17 protein-coding genes are annotated in these 17,899 nt (G+C 65.3%); 15 read left to right on the top strand and 2 right to left on the bottom strand.

The window, feature by feature from the left end; all coding sequences use genetic code 11:
* Positions 1-50: 50 nt before the first annotated feature.
* From FIV09_RS14340 to FIV09_RS14305, 8 genes are all read left to right on the top strand, one after another.
* On the top strand, positions 51-1,721 hold the full coding sequence (locus tag FIV09_RS14340) for an ABC transporter ATP-binding protein/permease (protein ID WP_152450881.1): 1,671 nt from the start codon (positions 51-53) through the stop codon (positions 1,719-1,721).
* Positions 1,718-3,370 carry an amino acid ABC transporter ATP-binding/permease protein gene (locus FIV09_RS14335; protein ID WP_152450879.1) on the top strand — a complete coding sequence of 551 codons (1,653 nt, stop codon included), beginning with the start codon at positions 1,718-1,720 and terminating at the stop codon, positions 3,368-3,370. Before FIV09_RS14340 ends, FIV09_RS14335 begins: the two co-directional genes overlap by 4 nt.
* Before the next feature lie 71 nt (positions 3,371-3,441).
* Positions 3,442-5,109, top strand: a complete 1,668-nt coding sequence (locus tag FIV09_RS14330; RefSeq protein WP_152450877.1) for a cytochrome ubiquinol oxidase subunit I — start codon at positions 3,442-3,444, stop codon at positions 5,107-5,109.
* A 5-nt stretch (positions 5,110-5,114) separates the two neighbouring features.
* Entirely contained in the window at positions 5,115-6,278 is a 1,164-nt protein-coding gene (cydB, locus tag FIV09_RS14325; RefSeq protein ID WP_152450875.1) for a cytochrome d ubiquinol oxidase subunit II, read from the top strand.
* A 14-nt stretch (positions 6,279-6,292) separates the two neighbouring features.
* Positions 6,293-6,433 carry a cytochrome bd-I oxidase subunit CydX gene (gene cydX / locus FIV09_RS14320; protein ID WP_152450873.1) on the top strand — a complete coding sequence of 47 codons (141 nt, stop codon included), beginning with the start codon at positions 6,293-6,295 and terminating at the stop codon, positions 6,431-6,433.
* 46 nt (positions 6,434-6,479) lie between these two features.
* Positions 6,480-7,778 (top strand): FAD/NAD(P)-binding oxidoreductase, encoded by a 1,299-nt coding sequence (locus FIV09_RS14315; RefSeq protein ID WP_152450871.1) that lies wholly within the window; start codon positions 6,480-6,482, stop codon positions 7,776-7,778.
* Between the two features lie 12 nt (positions 7,779-7,790).
* Complete coding sequence (locus FIV09_RS14310) at positions 7,791-8,159, top strand: DUF5368 domain-containing protein (protein WP_152450869.1); 369 nt, start codon at positions 7,791-7,793, stop codon at positions 8,157-8,159.
* Between the two features lie 164 nt (positions 8,160-8,323).
* Complete coding sequence (locus FIV09_RS14305) at positions 8,324-8,758, top strand: hypothetical protein (RefSeq protein WP_152450867.1); 435 nt, start codon at positions 8,324-8,326, stop codon at positions 8,756-8,758.
* A gap of 22 nt (positions 8,759-8,780) precedes the next feature.
* Here the strand turns inward: FIV09_RS14305 and FIV09_RS14300 are convergent, their stop codons facing one another.
* Complete coding sequence (locus FIV09_RS14300) at positions 8,781-9,698, bottom strand: hydrogen peroxide-inducible genes activator (protein WP_152450865.1); 918 nt, start codon at positions 9,696-9,698, stop codon at positions 8,781-8,783.
* A 100-nt stretch (positions 9,699-9,798) separates the two neighbouring features.
* Here FIV09_RS14300 and FIV09_RS14295 point away from each other — a divergent pair, with 100 nt between their 5' ends.
* The 7 genes from FIV09_RS14295 to FIV09_RS14265 all read left to right on the top strand — a co-directional run bounded on the left by FIV09_RS14295 (position 9,799) and on the right by FIV09_RS14265 (position 16,464).
* The gene (locus FIV09_RS14295; RefSeq protein WP_254702236.1) at positions 9,799-10,470 is read left to right on the top strand and encodes a peroxiredoxin; all 672 of its coding nucleotides are present in this window, start codon (positions 9,799-9,801) and stop codon (positions 10,468-10,470) included.
* Between the two features lie 68 nt (positions 10,471-10,538).
* Positions 10,539-11,213 (top strand): Crp/Fnr family transcriptional regulator, encoded by a 675-nt coding sequence (locus tag FIV09_RS14290; protein WP_152450863.1) that lies wholly within the window; start codon positions 10,539-10,541, stop codon positions 11,211-11,213.
* A gap of 102 nt (positions 11,214-11,315) precedes the next feature.
* Positions 11,316-11,525 (top strand): DUF2892 domain-containing protein, encoded by a 210-nt coding sequence (locus FIV09_RS14285; RefSeq protein ID WP_152450861.1) that lies wholly within the window; start codon positions 11,316-11,318, stop codon positions 11,523-11,525.
* Positions 11,526-11,609: 84 nt separating this feature from the next.
* Positions 11,610-12,494 carry an MBL fold metallo-hydrolase gene (locus FIV09_RS14280; RefSeq protein ID WP_152450859.1) on the top strand — a complete coding sequence of 295 codons (885 nt, stop codon included), beginning with the start codon at positions 11,610-11,612 and terminating at the stop codon, positions 12,492-12,494.
* Positions 12,495-12,506: 12 nt separating this feature from the next.
* Positions 12,507-12,941, top strand: coding sequence for an EF-hand domain-containing protein (locus tag FIV09_RS14275; protein ID WP_152450857.1), 435 nt, complete (start codon positions 12,507-12,509; stop codon positions 12,939-12,941).
* Positions 12,942-12,951: 10 nt separating this feature from the next.
* Complete coding sequence (locus FIV09_RS14270) at positions 12,952-14,631, top strand: bifunctional protein tyrosine phosphatase family protein/NAD(P)/FAD-dependent oxidoreductase (protein ID WP_152450855.1); 1,680 nt, start codon at positions 12,952-12,954, stop codon at positions 14,629-14,631.
* Between the two features lie 96 nt (positions 14,632-14,727).
* Positions 14,728-16,464 carry a SulP family inorganic anion transporter gene (locus FIV09_RS14265; protein ID WP_152450853.1) on the top strand — a complete coding sequence of 579 codons (1,737 nt, stop codon included), beginning with the start codon at positions 14,728-14,730 and terminating at the stop codon, positions 16,462-16,464.
* Between the two features lie 125 nt (positions 16,465-16,589).
* Here the strand turns inward: FIV09_RS14265 and FIV09_RS14260 are convergent, their stop codons facing one another.
* On the bottom strand, positions 16,590-17,888 hold the full coding sequence (locus tag FIV09_RS14260; RefSeq protein WP_152450851.1) for a dienelactone hydrolase: 1,299 nt from the start codon (positions 17,886-17,888) through the stop codon (positions 16,590-16,592).
* Positions 17,889-17,899: the final 11 nt, after the last annotated feature.

Genomic DNA, 17,899 nt, shown 5'->3' with positions numbered 1-17,899 from the left:
ATGCGAACCGCCTGCCGCGCAGATCGCGGCAGGCAGAGGAAAGACCCGGCATGACCCAACCCGACAGCGACGCGGTGCGCGCATCAAGAGACCGCGCCAAGACGCGCATCATCGCCCCCGTCGCCCGCGAACTTCGCATAGCCGGGCTGTTGTCGGTGCTGGCGGGTCTGATTTGGCCCGTTCAGGCCGCCGTTCTGGCCTGGGCCGTGTCCGCCTGGGCCGGGGGGGCGGCGCCCCTGGATGTGGCAGCGCGCGCCGCCGCTCTGTTCTTTCTCTGCGCGGTGTTGCGCGCCTTGCTGGAGCATCGCTCCGGCGCGCTTCTGTTCGACGTTGCGGATCGCGTGATCGCCCGGGAACGCGCATCGCTTCTGGCACGTGAGGCCCGGTTTCCCGCTCCCGCAGGCTCCGCCCAGATCGCATCGCTTGTGGTGCAGAAGCTGCCGCTCCTGCAGCCCTGGATCACCCGGTACCACGTCGCGATGACCCGCGCCTCGGTGCTGCCGGTGGTTCTGCTGATCCTCGCCTTTTCGCAATCCTGGGTCGCGGGGCTCACGCTTCTGATCGCGGGGCCGCTCATCCCGATCTTCATGGCGCTGGTGGGCATGGCCGCAGAGAATGCCTCGCGGCGCCAGATGGACGAGATCGGAACAATGAACGACATGGCGCTCGACCGGCTGGCGGCGATGCTGGATATCCGCCTTCTGGGCGCGACGGAGCGGGTGGCCGCGGTCTTCGCCACGCGGGCCGAGGCCCTGCGCGAGCGGACGATGGCGGTGCTGCGCATCGCCTTCCTGTCATCGACCGTGCTTGAGCTCTTCTCCGCGCTCGGGGTGGCGATGGTCGCGGTTTTCGTGGGGTTCACGCTTCTGGGCGAGATCGGTTTCGGATATTGGGGCAGCGAGCTGACCCTCGGTCAAGGCCTGTTCCTTCTGCTGATCGCACCCGAATTTTTCCAACCGCTCCGCGACCTTGCTGCCGCGTGGCACGACCGCGCGGCGGGATTTGCGGTGGTGGCCGATCTGGACGCGCTGGACGCCGCCCCGCGCACGGGCCTTGTGGGCGCGGGGACGGGCGCGGCGCCGCTGGGTGGTCCGGTCGAGCTGCGGATATCGGGCGCTGTGGCAGACGTCGCGGGGCGCGCGGTGCCGCTGCCCGACCTCACCCTGCGGGCCGGATACAGCCTTGCCCTGACGGGACCGAGCGGCGTGGGCAAGACAACGGCCCTGGCCGCGCTGGCGGGTCTGGTGCCGCTGACGAACGGCGAAATCAGGATCTGCGGACAGCGCCTTGGCACGGAGAACGCGGACGCGTGGCGGGCGCGGATCGCGATGATGCCGCAACGTCCGCACTTTCCCGATGAGACCTTGCGCACCTGGCTCGAACCCAAGGGAACAGGCGCGGACCCGATGCCTGCGCTGAAGCTTGCGGATGCGGCCGATATCGTGCGCCGGTTGCCGGAGGGCCTCGAGACGCGGCTCGGGGAAACCGGAGGCGGCGTGTCGGGCGGCGAGGCGCGCAGGCTTCTTCTGGCGCGCGCGATCCTGACCGGGGCCGACCTGATCCTCGCGGACGAGCCGACGGCCGATCTCGATCCCGAAACCGCGCAAAGGATCACGGCGTCGCTGCGGCGCCTGCAATCAGAAGGGCGCACGATCCTCGTGGCGACCCATGATCCGGAGCTTGCAGCGGCGATGGATGCCCGCATCGAGGTGGCGCGATGAGGGCTGTGCTGCGCATCGCGATGCTTCTCGTGCGGGCCGACCCGCAAGCCGTGGCGCGGGGCACTGCATTGTCGGTCGTGGTCCTTCTCATGGGGGCCGCGCTGCTGGGATTGTCGGGCTGGTTCATCACCGCGACGGGATTGGCCGGGCTCGCGGGCATCGGCATTGCCTTCGATGTCTTCCGCCCTTCGGCCGGGGTGCGCTTCCTGGCCCTCGGTCGGGCGGCCGCGCGCTACGGCGAACGCCTTCTGACCCATGACGCGACGCTCAGGGCCCTGGCCGCCCTGCGCGTCGTCCTCATGCGCAGCTTTGCCGGACGCGACGCGGCCCACCTCATGCGATTGCGCGGCGAAGGCGCCCTGACGCGCATCATCTCGGATGTGGATGCGCTGGACGGGGTGATGCTGCGCCTCGTGCTTCCGATTGCGGCGGCGCTCATGACGCACGCCCTGGTCTTCGCGGCGCTTGTCTGGCTCGTCGGTCTGCCGGTCGCGGCTATCGTCCTCGTGGGCTATCTGTCGCTGGCGTGTCTGATCCTCGTCCGTCTCGCGCGGGGCAGTTTGCGACCATCGGCGGAGATGGAAGAGAAAAGCCAGGACCTGCGGCGCGGGATCATCGACATGATCCGGGACCGGGAGGCGCTGATCCTTGCCGGGCAGATCGCGGCGCGGGAAACGCGGTTGATGGAGGTTGATGCAGGGGCGCGGGATGCCGCGCGCCGCCTTGACCGGGCGGAACGCGACGCGGCGATGTGGATGTCGATCCTCGTGGCGGGGGTTGCAATGGGGGCGCTCTTGGCGGGTGCGTGGCTTCTGGGCGCAGGCATGATCGATCCGGCGCTGGCCGTCATCGGGGTGTTCGTGGCGCTGGCTCTGGCGGAGACCTTGCTGCCGCTGCGCCGGGGTGTCTCCGATCTGGGGCGGATGGTCGGTGCGGCGCAACGGGTCGCGCCGCAGATCGACCCCGAGGCTTCTGCCCGCGCGGATCTGCAATCGCCCGCGGCACCGCTCCTGGTCATTGACCGCGGCGATGCGAACGGCGTGTTCCACCCCGGTGAGGCAATCGCGCTGACAGGGCCATCCGGCGTTGGGAAATCGACGCTTCTCCTTCAGATCGCGGGCTTGCTCCCCGGGAAGGGTCTCCGCATCAAAGGTGTGGCGCCCACCCTCTGGGCGGAGGCGGCGCTGCGGGCGCAGGTCAGCGTTCTGCCTCAGCGCAGCGCGCTCATTGCCGGGACGATCCGGGACAATTTGTGCCTTGCCGGGGAATTCGGCGACACCGAGATGTGGACGGCGCTCGACGCGGTCGCGCTCTCGGGAGATGTGGCGGATCGCGGCGGGCTCGACGCGCGGTTGGGTGAGGGGGGAAAAGGCCTCTCCGGCGGTCAGGCGCGGCGGCTTTGCCTTGCGCGCGTGCTTCTTGCGAGGACCGATATCCTTCTTCTCGATGAACCGACCGAGGGCCTCGATCCCACAACGGCGCAGGCCGTTCTGACCGGTCTGCGCGACGCCTTGCCCGACGCGCTGATCATCGCGGCGATGCATCGGGGAAGCGCGCACGGAATTTTCGACCGGACCCTGCAATTGCGCCATCCCACGGTGACGATGTCACCGAGCGGCGCCGGTACACACTCATATACCGGCACCTGAAGAATCGCGGCACCAAGGCCGGTCCTGTCACGACCCGCGCCCCCGTGCCGCCGAACCTCAGGAGGGCTCAGATGGAGCTGGATGTCGTAGAGCTGTCACGCCTGCAATTCGCAATGACAGCGATGTATCACTTTCTTTTCGTGCCGCTGACATTGGGTCTGTCGATCATCGTCGCGATCATGGAGACCGTCTACGTGATGACGGGCCGCCCGATCTGGCGGCAGATGACGAAGTTCTGGGGCACGCTGTTCGGGATCAACTTCGTGCTCGGCGTCGCCACCGGCATTACCATGGAATTCCAGTTCGGGATGAACTGGAGCTATTACAGCCATTACGTGGGCGACATCTTCGGTGCGCCGCTCGCCATCGAGGGGCTGATGGCCTTCTTCCTCGAGGCAACCTTCGTGGGGCTGTTCTTTTTCGGCTGGGACAAGCTGAGCCGGGTGCAGCACCTGACGGTCGCGTGGCTCGTGGCGCTGGGGTCGAACTTCTCGGCGCTGTGGATCCTGATCGCCAATGGCTGGATGCAGAACCCGGTCGGGGCCGAGTTCAATCCCGACACGATGCGGATGGAGATGACATCGTTCTTCGATGTGCTGTTCAACGAGGTCGCGCAGGCGAAATTCGTCCACACCGTGTCTGCGGGATACGTGACGGCCTCGGTCTTCGTGCTGGGCGTGTCGGCCTGGTACCTGCTGAAAAGCCGTCATGTCGAGCTGGCGCGCCGGTCGATCACGGTCGCGGCCGCCTTCGGTCTGGCCGCCGCCTTGTCGGTCGTCGTTCTTGGCGATGAATCGGGTTATTCCGCGAGCCACACCCAGAAGATGAAACTGGCCGCGATCGAGGCCATGTGGGAGACCGAAGCAGCGCCTGCCTCCTTCACGGCGGTCGGTTTCCCCGATCAGGAGGCGCGCGAGACGCATTACGCGGTCCATATCCCTTGGGCGATGGGCATCATCGGCACCCGGTCGCTGACGCAGGAAATTCCGGGCATCAACGATCTGGTTGCAGAGGCGAAGACCAAGGTCGAACGCGGCATCATCGCCTATGACGCGCTGCAGACCATCCGGGAGGCGCGGGACGCCACGCCCGAAGAGGTGCGCGCCACCTTCGAGGAGCATTCCGGCGATCTGGGCTTTGCCTACCTGCTGTTGCGGTACGTCGACGACCCGCGCGAGGCGACACCGGCGCAGATCGCGCAGGCCGCCGAGGATACCGTGCCGACCGTAGCGCCGCTCTTCTGGGCGTTCCGGCTGATGGTGGGGCTGGGCTTCGCGTTCATCGCGGTGATGCTCTATTTCTTCTACCGCTCGTCCTTCAAGGGCCAGACATATCCGCGCTGGGCGCTCTGGGGAGCCGTGTTCGCGATCCCGATGCCCTGGATCGCGGCGGAGCTGGGCTGGTTCGTGGCCGAGTTCGGGCGTCAGCCCTGGACCGTGGATGGCGTGCTGCCGACGGCCCTGTCCGCGAGCCATCTGAGCGTCGCCGATCTGCTGATCACCCTTGCGGGCTTCATGCTCTTCTACACGATCCTCTTCATCGTCGAGATGGGGCTGATGCTGAAATACATCCGCAAGGGCCCGTTCCAGGATGTCGCGGAAACCGAGGCATGGAATGCCCGCCACGAACATCGCCTGCGCACCCATGACGGCAAGGGGCCCTTCGCCCCGGCCGGAGCGCGCGCCGCCTCTGCCCTGGACGACGTGGTCCCCGGCGCAAGCGCAACCCCTGCGGAGTAAGACAGATGATCCTTTTCGAACTTATCGATTATGCAACCTTGCGCGTGATCTGGTGGGCCCTTCTGGGCGTGCTGCTGATCGGCTTCGCATTGACGGACGGCTTCGACATGGGGGTGGGGGCGCTCCTGCCCTTCGTCGCCAAGTCGGATGTGGAGCGCCGGGTCGTCATCAACACGGTCGGCCCGGTCTGGGAGGGCAACCAGGTGTGGTTCATCCTCGGAGGTGGCGCGATCTTTGCCGCCTGGCCCCCGCTCTACGCGGTCAGCTTCTCGGGCTTCTACCTGGCGATGTTCGTGGTGCTGGCAGCATTGATCGTGCGCCCCGTGGCCTTCAAGTACCGCTCGAAGCGCGATGCTGCCACCTGGCGCAACAGCTGGGACTGGGCGCTGTTTGCAGGCGGTGCCGTGCCGGCCCTGTTGTTCGGCGTGGCCGTGGGCAATGTGCTTCTGGGCGTGCCGTTTCACCTGACCGACATGCTGATGCCGCGCTATGACGGCAATGTTTTGATGAAGTTCTTGGGACTTCTGCGACCCTTCGCGCTACTGGTCGGGCTGGTGTCGCTGTCGATGCTGCTGATGCACGGCGCGGCCTGGTTGAGCCTCAAATCCGAAGGCCTCATCGCCAACCGCGCGCGGCGGATCGGAACCCTGGCCGGACTGGTCGCCATGGCGGGATATGCGCTTGCGGGTCTGTGGCTGGCCTTCGGCATCGACGGCTTCGCGCTGGTGGGCGAAGTGGTGACCGATGGTCCCTCGAACCCGCTTTATTCGGAGGTGGCCCGTGGCGGGTCTTGGCTTGACGCCTATGGCGCGCGTCCGTGGATCGTGATCGCGCCGGTGATGGGGTTTGTCGGCATGGCGCTCGCCGTGCGGGGGCTGGTGGCGGGGCGTGAGGTCTCGACCCTGCTCTGGTCCAAGATGGGCATTGCCGGGGTCATCGCATCGGTGGGCCTGACGATGTTCCCGTTCATCCTGCCATCGACCATCGATCCGAACAGCTCGCTGACCGTGTGGGACGCGTCGAGCTCGCATCAGACCCTGTTCATCATGCTGGTCTGCACGGTGATCTTCATGCCCCTGATCCTGATGTACACCGCATGGGTCTACAAGGTGCTCTGGGGCAAGGTCACCGAGGCGGATATCACCGGCAATTCCGATACCGTTTACTGAGAAAGGATACCGCAATGTGGTATTTCGCCTGGCTGCTCGGCCTCCCGCTCGCCGCGATCTTCGCCGTCATGAACGCCATGTGGCTGGAGCTGCAGCGCGATCGCAAACTTGCCGAGGAAGACGATGACCGCACACCGGTCGTCGTCGGGGAATAGCGGCACCCGCAGCGCCGGGTCGGCGCTTTCGCCCGAGGGGGACATCATGGACAGACGACATTTTCTGACAACCGCATTGGCGGGCGGTGCCGCGGCAACATTGGTGCGTGCCAATGACGCCGCAGCCGCGCCGACCCGCACATCCGCGAAGATCGTTATCATCGGCGCAGGTGCCGGCGGGACGGCCCTGGCCAACCGGGTGGTCCGCAGGCTCGACGGGGCGGAGATCACCTTGATCAATCCGCGGCAGGAGCATCTCTATCAGCCCGGTCTTTCGCTGGTCGCCGCCGGGTTGAAGCCCGCGGATTACGTGGTCTCGCAGACCGGGCAATGGTTGCCCGATGGCGTGACCTGGCTGCGCGAGCGCGTGGCCGCCGTCGATCCCGAGGCCAAGATCGTCGAGACGGAAAGCGGCGCCTCCCTGGCCTATGACTGGCTGGTCGTGGCGCCCGGGCTGGTCCTCGATCACGATGCGATAGAGGGGTTCAGCCTCGACATGGTCGGCAAGAACGGGATCGGCGCGCTTTATGCCGGGCCGGATCATGCCGCGCGCACATGGGACGCGGCGCGCCGCTTCACCGAAGAGGGCGGCACGGGCCTCTTCACACGGCCCGTGACGGAGATGAAATGCGCGGGCGCGCCGCTCAAGCACACGTTCCTCATCGACGACATCGCCCGGCGGGCAGGCAATGCGGGGCGCATGAACATGCTTTATGCCGCGCCGCAAAGCGCGCTTTTCGGGGTGCCCATCGTGGCCGAAAAGGTGCGGATGTTGTTCGAGGATCGCGGCATCGACAGCCTGATGAACGCGACGCTGACCGCCATCGACGCGGGTGCGAGGCGCGCGACTTTCGCGACCGCGACCGGCTCCGAGGAGGTGGATTACGACTATATCCACGTGATCCCGCCGCAACGCGCGCCGGACTTCGTGGTGCAATCGGGGCTCGCCTGGGCCGACAAATGGACCGATCAGGGCTGGGTCGAGGCCGATATGGCCACGCTGCAGCACCTCCGATACCCCGAGATATTCGCGCTGGGAGACGTGGCGGGCGTGCCCAAGGGCAAGACCGCGGCGTCAGTCAAATGGCAGGTGCCGGTGGTCGAGGATCACATCGTCGCAGCGATCGAGGGACGCGAAAGCCCGGAGACCTATGACGGCTACACCTCCTGCCCGCTGATCACCCGGATCGGCCGCGCGATGCTGGTGGAGTTCGATTACCACGACAACCTCGTGCCGTCGTTCCCGGGCATGATCGCTCCGCTCGAGGAACTCTGGATCAGCTGGCTCATGAAGGAGGTGGCGCTCAAGGCCACCTACAACGCCATGCTGCGCGGCCGGGCCTGAGGAGACATCGCCATGAAAGACATGACATTCGGAACCCTGATCGCCGTCTTCGAGGAGATCTTCGGACGCGGCCTGTTCTGGGCCATGGTGGCCGCCGCCCTGCTTGTGACGCTGGCCTATCTTTACGTGCTGGTGCGCGACCGCGCGGTGAGTTGGCGCAAGTTTCTGATTGCGCAATTGTCGATGCCTCTTGGCGCTGTGCTGGCCGTCTGGTTCGTGATGGTGATGACGCAATCCCACCTCAGCGACCTGGGCGGGCCGGTGGACCTGATCGTCTTTCTCGGCATCGGCGCGATGGGCGCCGTCGGGATGGCGATCCTCGTCTACGTGCTGGAATCGCTCCTGCGGACCAAACGCACAACCGGTGCGACCGACCGATGACAGCGGCAAGGGCGACAGGGGATCGCGCCTCTCGCTTGGCACGTCCCCTCCAGCTCGGCCTGCCTGCCACCACCATTCCCATGCCGGGGCGTCGCGCGCACCGTGCCGCCCTTGCCGGGGATATCCGCCAACCCGAACACATTCTGAACCAAAGGACATGACCCATGAAGAAACTTCTGCTTTCCGCCGTATTCGTTGCAGCCTCCGCGGTTTCCGCTTTCGCTGAAGGCCCTGCCAAGGTGGTCACCGTCGTGACCTCGCCCGATCCGCAGACTCAGCTGATGTCGATGGTGCTGACGATGCAGGCGGCCCAGCAAGGCGTCGAGGCGCATATCCTCTTGTGCGGCCCCGCAGGCGATCTTGCGCTGCAGGACGCGCCTGAGACCGCCACGGCAGGCCAGCCGCCGCGCGACATGAGCCCGCAAGGTCTGATGCAGATGATCCAGGCGAACACCGGCGCGACAATCGAGGTGTGCGCGATCTATCTGCCGGGAAGCGGGGAGGACCAATCCGTCCTGCTGGAGGGCGTGGGTGTCGCGGATCCCGCCGAAATGGCCGCACGGCTGATGGCGCCCGATGCGCGCGTCCTGTCGTTCTGAGCCGTGACAGCTGCCGCGCCGGTCAAACCGGTGCGGCGGCGTGTTCCAGCTCCGCCCGCGCGTCGCTCAGGCATTTGGCGACCGTCTGAAACAGCGCCGCGTTCGGGGAACTCTTCCGCCAAGCGAGCGCCACCTGCCGCGGACGCGCGCCTTCCACATCCCCCAGATGCAGCTTGTGCCCCTTGGAGATGCCACCATCGACCGCGAGCTTCGGCAGCAGCGTGATGCCCAGATCCTCTTCCACCATCGCCACGAGCGTGGACAGGCTGGTGGCCGAGAAGCTTTCGTCCTCCCCGAGATCGATGCCTGAGAAGCTGGAGAGCGCATGCCGTTGCAGGCAATGGCCCTTTTCCAGAAGGAGCAATTCGCGATTGGCCAGATCCTCGGCGCCGACGCTGTCGCGATTGCCGAGCGCGTGGTCCTTCGGTGTGGCCAGCCAATACCCGTCCGAGAACAGCACGTCCGTCTCGATCTGGGCGGGCAGGGGATGTGGCAGCGCGATCAACAAGAGGTCGAGACGCCCTTCGAGCAATCCCTCGACCAGCCGGTCCGTGAGTTCTTCGCGCAGATAGAACTTGGTGTCGGGCAAGGCCTGCCGCAGTCGGGGCATCGCCCGGGGCATCAGGTAGGGGCCCACGGTCGGAATCGTGCCCATGCGCAACGCGGTGGCGCCCGCCGCGTGTTCCTGATGGGCGCGATCTTCGAAATCCTGCACCTCGGCCAGGATGCTGCGCGCCCGTTCCGCCAGATCGCGGCCCACAGGCGTCATCAGAACGGATTGCTTCGTGCGCTCGGCCACCTGCGTGCCAAGCCGCGCCTCAAGCTCTTTCAGGCCCGTCGACAGCGTGGATTGCGTGACGTGACATATCTCCGCCGCGCGGGAGAAGTTCTGGGCGTCGTCGAGCGCGACAAGAAAGCGAAGCTGGCGCAGGGTGGTCATGGTGATCGGTTTATTGAATAACGAGCAGCGGTACAATCAATTTCACAGATATGCCTGCGCGGCGTACCTTCTGTTCAGACACTCATGAAGGAGTTTGAACATGAACGCCCACACGACCCCCGCCGCCGAAAACATGGCCCAGCCCGTCGGGTTTCCGCGACTGAACGAGCCCGCGCCCGCCTTTGATGCGCTGACCACCGATGGCCGCAAGACGCTGGCCGATTACAAGGGCAAGTGGCTGATCCTCTTCTCGCATCCGGCTGATTTCACGCCGGTCTGCACCACGGAGTTCGTGGCCTTCGCGGAGCGCGCGGAGGAATTCGCCGCAATCGACACGGAGCTTCTGGGCCTCTCGATCGACAGCCATTACGCGCATATCGCCTGGATGCGGTCGATCAAGGAGACCTTCGGTGTCGATATCCCGTTCCCGATCATCGCGGATCTCGACATGAAGGTCGCGCAGGCCTTCGGCATGATCCAGCCCGGCGCCTCCGACACGCAGGCGGTGCGGGCCACCTTCATCATCGACCCCGACGGCATCCTGCGGGCGATGGTCTATTACCCGATGACCAATGGCCGCTCGGTCGATGAATTCGTCCGTCTCGTCAAAGCGCTGCAGACCTCGGATGCGCACAAGGTGGCAACGCCGGAGAACTGGCAGCCCGGTCAGGATGTGATCGTGCCGACGCCCCAGACGGCGGATGCCGCCGAGGCCCGGATGGCGGAGGGCTTCGAGACGAAGGATTGGTATTTCTCGACCCGGTCGCTCTGACCTTCTCGCGTGTCGCGGTCGGCGCATCATCGCGACACGCCCTTCCCATATCTTCGGAGGTCAATGACATGAACACGTCATGGATAGACAAGTTCAGCGGGTTGAGCCGCCTGCCAGATGACATCCGCGCGGAACTGGAAGCCGGAAGCCAGATCGTTTCGGTTCCGCGCGGGACCCAGATATTCGCGCCGGGCCAGACCGCCGACAATCTCTGGCTGCTTCTCGACGGGACCGTGCGGGTCCAGCAGAAATCCGAAACCGGACGCGAGGTGTTCCTCTACCGGGTGCATGCGGGTGAAAGCTGCGTGCTGACCACGGCCTGCATGCTGGCCTTCGAGGAATATTCCGCCGAAGGCACTACGGAGACGGAGGTCACGGCGGCTGCGATCCCGCGCAAGATCTTCGACGACCTCGTGGCCAAGTCGCCTGTCTTCCGTGAGTTTGTCTTCACCGCCTATTCGCGCCGGATCACCGACCTGTTCACCCTGATCGACGATATCGTCTTTCAGCGCATGGATGTGCGTCTGGCCTCGCGGCTCCTGGAACTCGCGGATGACGCCGATGTCGTGCATGCGACCCACGCGATGCTCGGCACCGAGCTTGGTACCGCGCGGGAGGTCATCTCGCGCACATTGTCCGAATTCCAGCGGCGCGGCTGGGTCGAACAGGCACGCGGAGAGCTGCGCCTGACGGGCCGCGAAGGTCTGAGCCGTCTGGTGAAATCCGCGGGCGGAGCGCATTGAGCGGCCCTTTTCCACACCGGCCGATCCTTCGGTGACCAAGTCACCGAAGGATCGCGCCATCCCGTGCGAAAACGGTTCAAATGATTCTGAAAGGACTTCGACATGATGACGAATATGGGAAAACTGGATCGTGGCGCACGGTTGGTCCTCGCGGCCCTTCTAGTTGTGCTGGCACTGGGCACAAACGTCCTCGGCGCGGGTATCCTGTTCTGGGGCGCGCTGATCGTGGCGGCCGTGTTCACGCTGACGGCCCTCATCGGAAATTGCCCACTTTACAGCGTCGTCGGCCTGAAAACCTGCCGCGACTGCTGAGGCACGGGGCCGCGCGATCGTCCGCCCAAGGATGATCGGCCCGCCACAGCCCACCCCAGGACGCCCCCCGGAGGAGATACGAACATGACCGCCTATCCCGTCAACATGGACGTCAAACCCGACGTTCAGGCCTTTTTCGACGAGGCCACGAACACGATCAGCTATATCGTCAAGGACCCGTCCTCTTCCGCATGCGCCATCGTCGATAGCGTGATGGATATCGACTACGCCGCGGGCCGGATCACCTATGATCATGCGGATGAACTGATCCGCCAGATCAAGGCGCAGGGCCTCAAGCTCGAATGGATCATCGAGACGCATGTCCATGCGGACCACCTGTCGGCCGCGCCCTACATTCAGGAAAAACTGGGCGGCAAGATCGGCATCGGCTCGAAGATCATGGTCGTGCAGGACACGTTCGGGAAGGTCTTCAACGAAGGCACCGAGTTCCAGCGCGACGGCAGCCAGTTCGACCGGCTGTTCGAGGATGGCGACACTTACCAGATCGGCAACATGCAGGCCTTTGCCATGTACACGCCCGGCCATACGCCGGCCTGCATGGTTCATGTGATGGGCGACGCGGCCTTCGTGGGCGATACGCTCTTCATGCCGGATGGCGGATCGGCGCGTGCCGATTTCCCCGGCGGAGATGCTGCCGTGCTCTTCGACAGCATCCAGAAGGTGCTGGCGCTGCCCGACGCGATGCGGCTCTTCATGTGTCACGATTACGGGCCGAACGGGCGTGACATCCAGTGGGAGACCACGGTGGGCGACGAGAAGGCGCACAACATCCATGTGGGCGGCGGCAAGACGAAGGAGGATTTCGTCCGTTTCCGCACCGAACGGGATGCGACGCTCGCCATGCCGAAGCTCATCATCCCGTCCCTGCAGGTGAACATGCGCGCGGGCGAGGTCCCGACGGATGCCGACGGGAACCCGATGCTCAAAGTGCCCGTTAACGGCCTGTGAAAGGACGACAGGATGAGACTTACCGCACTCGCGATGGCGCTCACCCTCGCCGTTTCCCCGGCCTGGAGCCAGGATGCCCGGCCCGGCGCGCATTTCATCGAAAACTGGGATATCGACGGCGACGGGGTGGTCGACCTTGGTGATATCGAGACGCGGCGCGGAGATGTCTTCCTGACCTTCGATGCCGACGACAATGGCGCGCTCGATGCGGACGAATACGTCTATTTCGACGCGGCACGCGCGAACGACATGGAGCAGATGGGGGCCCAGGGCGCCGGTCCGGCCATGCGCCGCGCCTCCGAAGGCATGACGCTCGCCTTCAATGACACTGACGGTAATGGCGAGGTCTCGCGCGCGGAATTTCTCGCCCGGGCAGGCGACTGGCTGGCGATGCTCGATCGCGATGGCGACGGGCGTGTCACCTCATCGGATTTCGGGCGTGGATAAGGGGAAGAGCATGGAACTGAAGACGATTTCACCCAAGGTCACCGTCAGCCCGCAGATCACGCCGGAGGATATTCCGGCCATCGCCGCGCAGGGCTTCCGCGCGATCATCTGCAACCGGCCCGACGGTGAGGGGGCCGACCAGCCCTCCTTCGAGGAGATCGAGGCCGCCGCCAAGGCCGCCGGGATCGAGGCGCGCTACGTTCCGGTGCAATCGGGCATGGTGAGCGATGCGGATGTCGCGGATTTCGGCGCGGCCCTGAACGACCTTCAGCGTCCGGTTCTGGCCTATTGCCGGACGGGCACACGCTCGGCGACGCTCTGGTCCTTCCACGAGTCGAAGAAACGCCCGATGTCCGAAATCTTGGCCGCGACGCAGGCGGCAGGCTACGACATGAACGGCGTGGCACGCCGCATCGCAAATGGCGGCAAGACGCCAACCGATACGGGTGATGCGCATTTCGAGGTGGTGATCGTGGGCGCGGGTGCGGGCGGCATATCGGTCGCGGCCAGTCTCAAGGCGCGCAAGCCCGGCCTGAATATCGCGGTGATCGACCCGGCGGATATCCACTATTACCAGCCGGGCTGGACCATGGTGGGCGGCGGGGTCTTCGACGCGCAGACAACCGCCAAGACGATGGGCAGCCTGATCCCAAAAGGCGTGCATTGGATCAAGTCGGCTGTCGCGGCCTTCGAGCCGAAGAACAACGCGGTGATCCTCGATGGCTGCCGCGTGGTGAAATACGACCGATTGGTGGTCTGTCCGGGCCTGAAGCTCGACTGGGACAAGGTCGAGGGGCTGGAGGACACGCTGGGCCGCAACGGTGTCACCTCGAATTACCGCTATGATCTGGCGCCCTATACCTGGGAGCTGGTGCAGCAGATGAACGAGGGGCGGGCGCTCTTCACCCAGCCTCCCATGCCGATCAAATGCGCAGGCGCGCCGCAGAAGGCCATGTATCTGTCGGGCGATACCTGGCATCGTCGCGGCGTTCTGAAGGATATCGATATCCAGTTCATGAATGCGGGCGGGGTGCTCTTCGGGGTGAAGGATTACGTCCCGGCGCTTGAGAAATACGTGGAGAAATACGACGCGACGCTGAACTTCTTCCACAACCTCGTCGCGGTCGACGGGCCGGGCAAAACCGCGACCTTCAGGGTCGCAAAGCCCGAGGCAGAGCACACCGAAGTCACCGTCGAATTCGACATGCTCCATGTCTGCCCGCCCCAGACCGCGCCGGATTTCATCCGGGTCTCGCCGCTGGCCGACGCTGGCGGGTGGGTCGACGTGGATCAGGCCACGCTGCGCCACAAGGAATACGACAATATCTGGTCGCTGGGGGATGTGATGAACGCGCCCAATGCCAAGACGGCGGCGGCGGCGCGCAAGCAGGCCCCGACCGTGGCTGCCAATATCGTCGCCGATATCGCCGGACGCTCTGCCGTCGCGCAATATGACGGCTACGGTTCCTGTCCGCTGACCGTCGAGCGCGGCAAGATCGTTCTGGCGGAGTTCGGGTATGGCGGCGCGCTGCGGCCATCCTTCCCCAGCTTTCTTCTGGATGGGACCAAACCCTCGCGCGCGGCGTGGTTCCTGAAGGAAACCGTGCTGCCGCCGATCTATTGGAAGGCGATGCTCAAGGGCAAGGAATGGATGGCCAAGCCCGAAAAGCTGAAGGCCGCCGCCGAGTAGGTTTCCACGCGAATTGCGCATTCCCTCCCACGATGCGCGATGACTGACGGGCGGAACGCGCGCGTTTCCGTCCGTCATTTTTCATCGGATTTCAGAATGACACCCCATCTCAGCCGCTATCTCCCCATCCTCGATTGGGGCCGCCGGTATGACCGCAATGCGTTTTCGAATGACGTGGTTGCGGCCGTGATCGTGACGATCATGCTGATCCCGCAATCGCTGGCCTATGCGCTTCTGGCGGGTTTGCCCCCGCAGGCGGGCATCTACGCCTCGATCGCGCCGATCATTCTCTATGCGATTTTCGGGAGCAGCCGGGCGCTTGCCGTGGGGCCGGTCGCCGTGGTGTCGCTGCTGACGGCCTCGGCCATCGGTCAGGTCGCGGAGCAGGGGAGTGCAGGCTACGCCGTGGCGGCGTTGACGCTGGCCTTTCTGTCGGGCGGCTTTCTTGTCCTGATGGGGGTGTTCCGGCTTGGCTTCCTCGCGAATTCGCTGAGCCATCCGGTGATTGCGGGCTTCATCACCGCGTCGGGTCTCCTGATCGCCACGAGCCAGCTGAAGCACATTCTGGGCGTCAGCGCCCACGGGCATACGCTGCCCGACATGGTTCTGTCGCTTGGCGCGCATCTGGACGAGGTGAACGGCGTCACGGCAATCATCGGCATCTTGGCGACCGGTTTCCTGTTCTGGACACGCAAGCACCTGAAGCCCGCCCTGCGTCGGCTGGGTCTGCCGCCCGTCCTGGCGGATGTTCTGACCAAGGCGGGCCCTGTCGCCGCGGTGGTGGGCACCACGGTTGCGGTCTGGGCGCTGGGCTTGAGACAGCAGGGGGTCAAGACCGTCGGAGAGGTGCCGCAGGGCTTGCCGCCGCTGACCTTGCCCGATGTCTCGCCCGACCTCATAGGCGCGCTCATCGTGCCCGCGATCCTGATCTCGATCATCGGGTTCGTGGAATCCGTCTCCGTGGCGCAGACCTTGGCCGCCAAGAAGCGCCAGCGGATCGATCCCGATCAGGAACTGATCGGGCTGGGTGCGGCCAATCTCGGCGCGGCTTTCACGGGCGGCTATCCGGTCACGGGTGGTTTTTCGCGCTCGGTCGTGAATTACGACGCCGGGGCCGAAACGCCCGCGGCCGGGGCCTTCACCGCGATCGGGCTGGCCATCGCGGCGGTCGCATTGACGCCGTTGATCTACTACCTGCCCAACGCGACGCTGGCCGCGACCATCATCGTCGCCGTGCTGAGCCTCGTCGATCTGTCGATCCTGAAAAAGACCTGGGATTATTCGCGTGCGGATTTCACCGCCGTGGCGGCCACCATCTTCCTGACCCTCGCCTTCGGGGTCGAGGTCGGCGTGGCGGCGGGCGTCGCGATCTCGGTGCTGTTGCTGCTGTACAAGACGTCGCGCCCGCATGTGGCCGAGGTGGGGCGCGTTCCCGGCACGCAGCACTTTCGGAACATTCACCGCCACAGCGTCGAGACCGATCCCGCGCTGGTCACGCTGCGGGTCGATGAAAGCCTCTATTTCGTGAATGTCCGCGTCCTCGAAGACCTGATCCTGAAACGCCTTACCGAGGGGCCGGACGTCCGGCATGTTGTGCTGATGTTCTCGGCGGTGAACGAGGTGGATTATTCGGCCTTGGAAAGCCTCGAGGCGATCAATCACCGACTTCGGGACATGGGCGTCGGCCTGCACCTGTCGGAGGTCAAAGGCCCTGTGATGGATCGGCTCAAGCGCTCCCACTTCATCGATGAGCTGAACGGCGAGGTCTTCCTGTCCCAGCATGATGCCTGGTCGCGTCTGGCAGAGGCATCGCGGAAGGTCGCCGCAGAATAGCGGCGCGGCGCCATCGCCGAGACTATCCGAGAATTCCCGAGATCCGCGACACGAAGAGCGGCCTCCGGAATGCAAGACGGGCGATCCAGAAGGCCGCCCGCTCGTCACGCGACACAGGCGGGTCATCACTCCGCGTGAAGCATCTCCATCCGCAGGCTCTTGGCAGTACGGTTCGGGAAACCGGCCCAATAGGTATGGTCCTCGGTTGGCGTTCCGGTCTCGTCCATCGACCAGACACCATCCTCGGCCCGCTCAACGAGGTCGAAATAGCGCCCGGCCTCATCCGCGCCTTTCAGGTGCTGGTCGAACCATGCCGTCGCGAAATGCTGGAGCACGTTATTCATGCGCGTCGTGTCCCAGACCGCGTCGGCGTAATGCTCGAACGGCGCCCAGCCCAGCTTTTCGGAAATCTCCCAGGAATTTTCCGGGGCGGGCATCGGGGCCGCGGCGTTGTGATTGGCGCCCACGAAGCTGAGGAGGTAACGATCCGTGCCGGTCGTCTCTTCGAAGATCTTGCGCATGTCCGCATAGCCCGACACGTCGTCCTGATCGCCTGCGACCAGCAGCAGCGGCTTTTCAAACCCCGCGAGCCCCTCGGCGTCCCAGAAATCGCGGTTGCGGCCCCAGGGGCCGATGGCGATCACCGCCTTGACGCGCGGGTCGATCAGGTCGGCATGGCTGTCGCTGCCCGCCGCGTGTTGGTCCAGCAGATCGCGCGGCGCGACATAGGCGGCCGGTTCCGCGCGCGTCACGGCGGTGTCCGACAGACCCGCGCCGCCGAAGATCAAGGCACCGTAGCCGCCCATCGAGTAGCCGACAAGGCCCGCATTCTCCGCATCGATGATGGCCCCGATCTCGTCGTCCAACTGCGAGAGCGCGTCGAACAGGAACGCCTGATCGAGCGGCCTGTTGACCAGCGTGGAGGCGAAAAGCGCCATGTCGCTATAGGTGCTGTCCGGGTGATCCGCAGAGACCGCGACGTAGCCCTTGGAGGCGAGGTTCTCGCCCAGATGGCTCATCAGGAAGCGGTTGCCGGGATACCCGTGCGAGATCAGCACGAGCGGAAACGTACCCGAGGCGGGGGCCGCATCGCGCGCGGCCCGACCCGAGAGCTGCACCGGCGTCTCGCCATCGCGCAGCACCGTGTCGTAGGTCGTGCCGGGCGCGGTGCCGTCCGCAGCCGGGTACCAGATTTCCGTGGTCAATGTCCGGTCGGCGCGGGGCATCTCGCCCTCGGTGTCCTGCGCGGCAATCACGTCGGCGCGGCCTGCATCGGTGAAGCTGCGCGTGACGACGCCCACGGGCAAGCTGCCATAGGCGGCCCGCTCCGGCGCATCCGGGCGCACCCGGTCGATCGGGTTCTCCGCATGGGCGGGTAGCGCTGCGGTGATCGCCGCGGCCAGGGCCATTAGAAACGGTTTCATGGGTTTCCTCC

This window comes from Roseivivax sp. THAF197b, from assembly GCF_009363255.1.
GTDB lineage: Bacteria > Pseudomonadota > Alphaproteobacteria > Rhodobacterales > Rhodobacteraceae > Roseivivax.
Note: the sequence above shows the minus strand (reverse complement) of the source record. Positions and strands in the feature narration are given on the sequence as shown.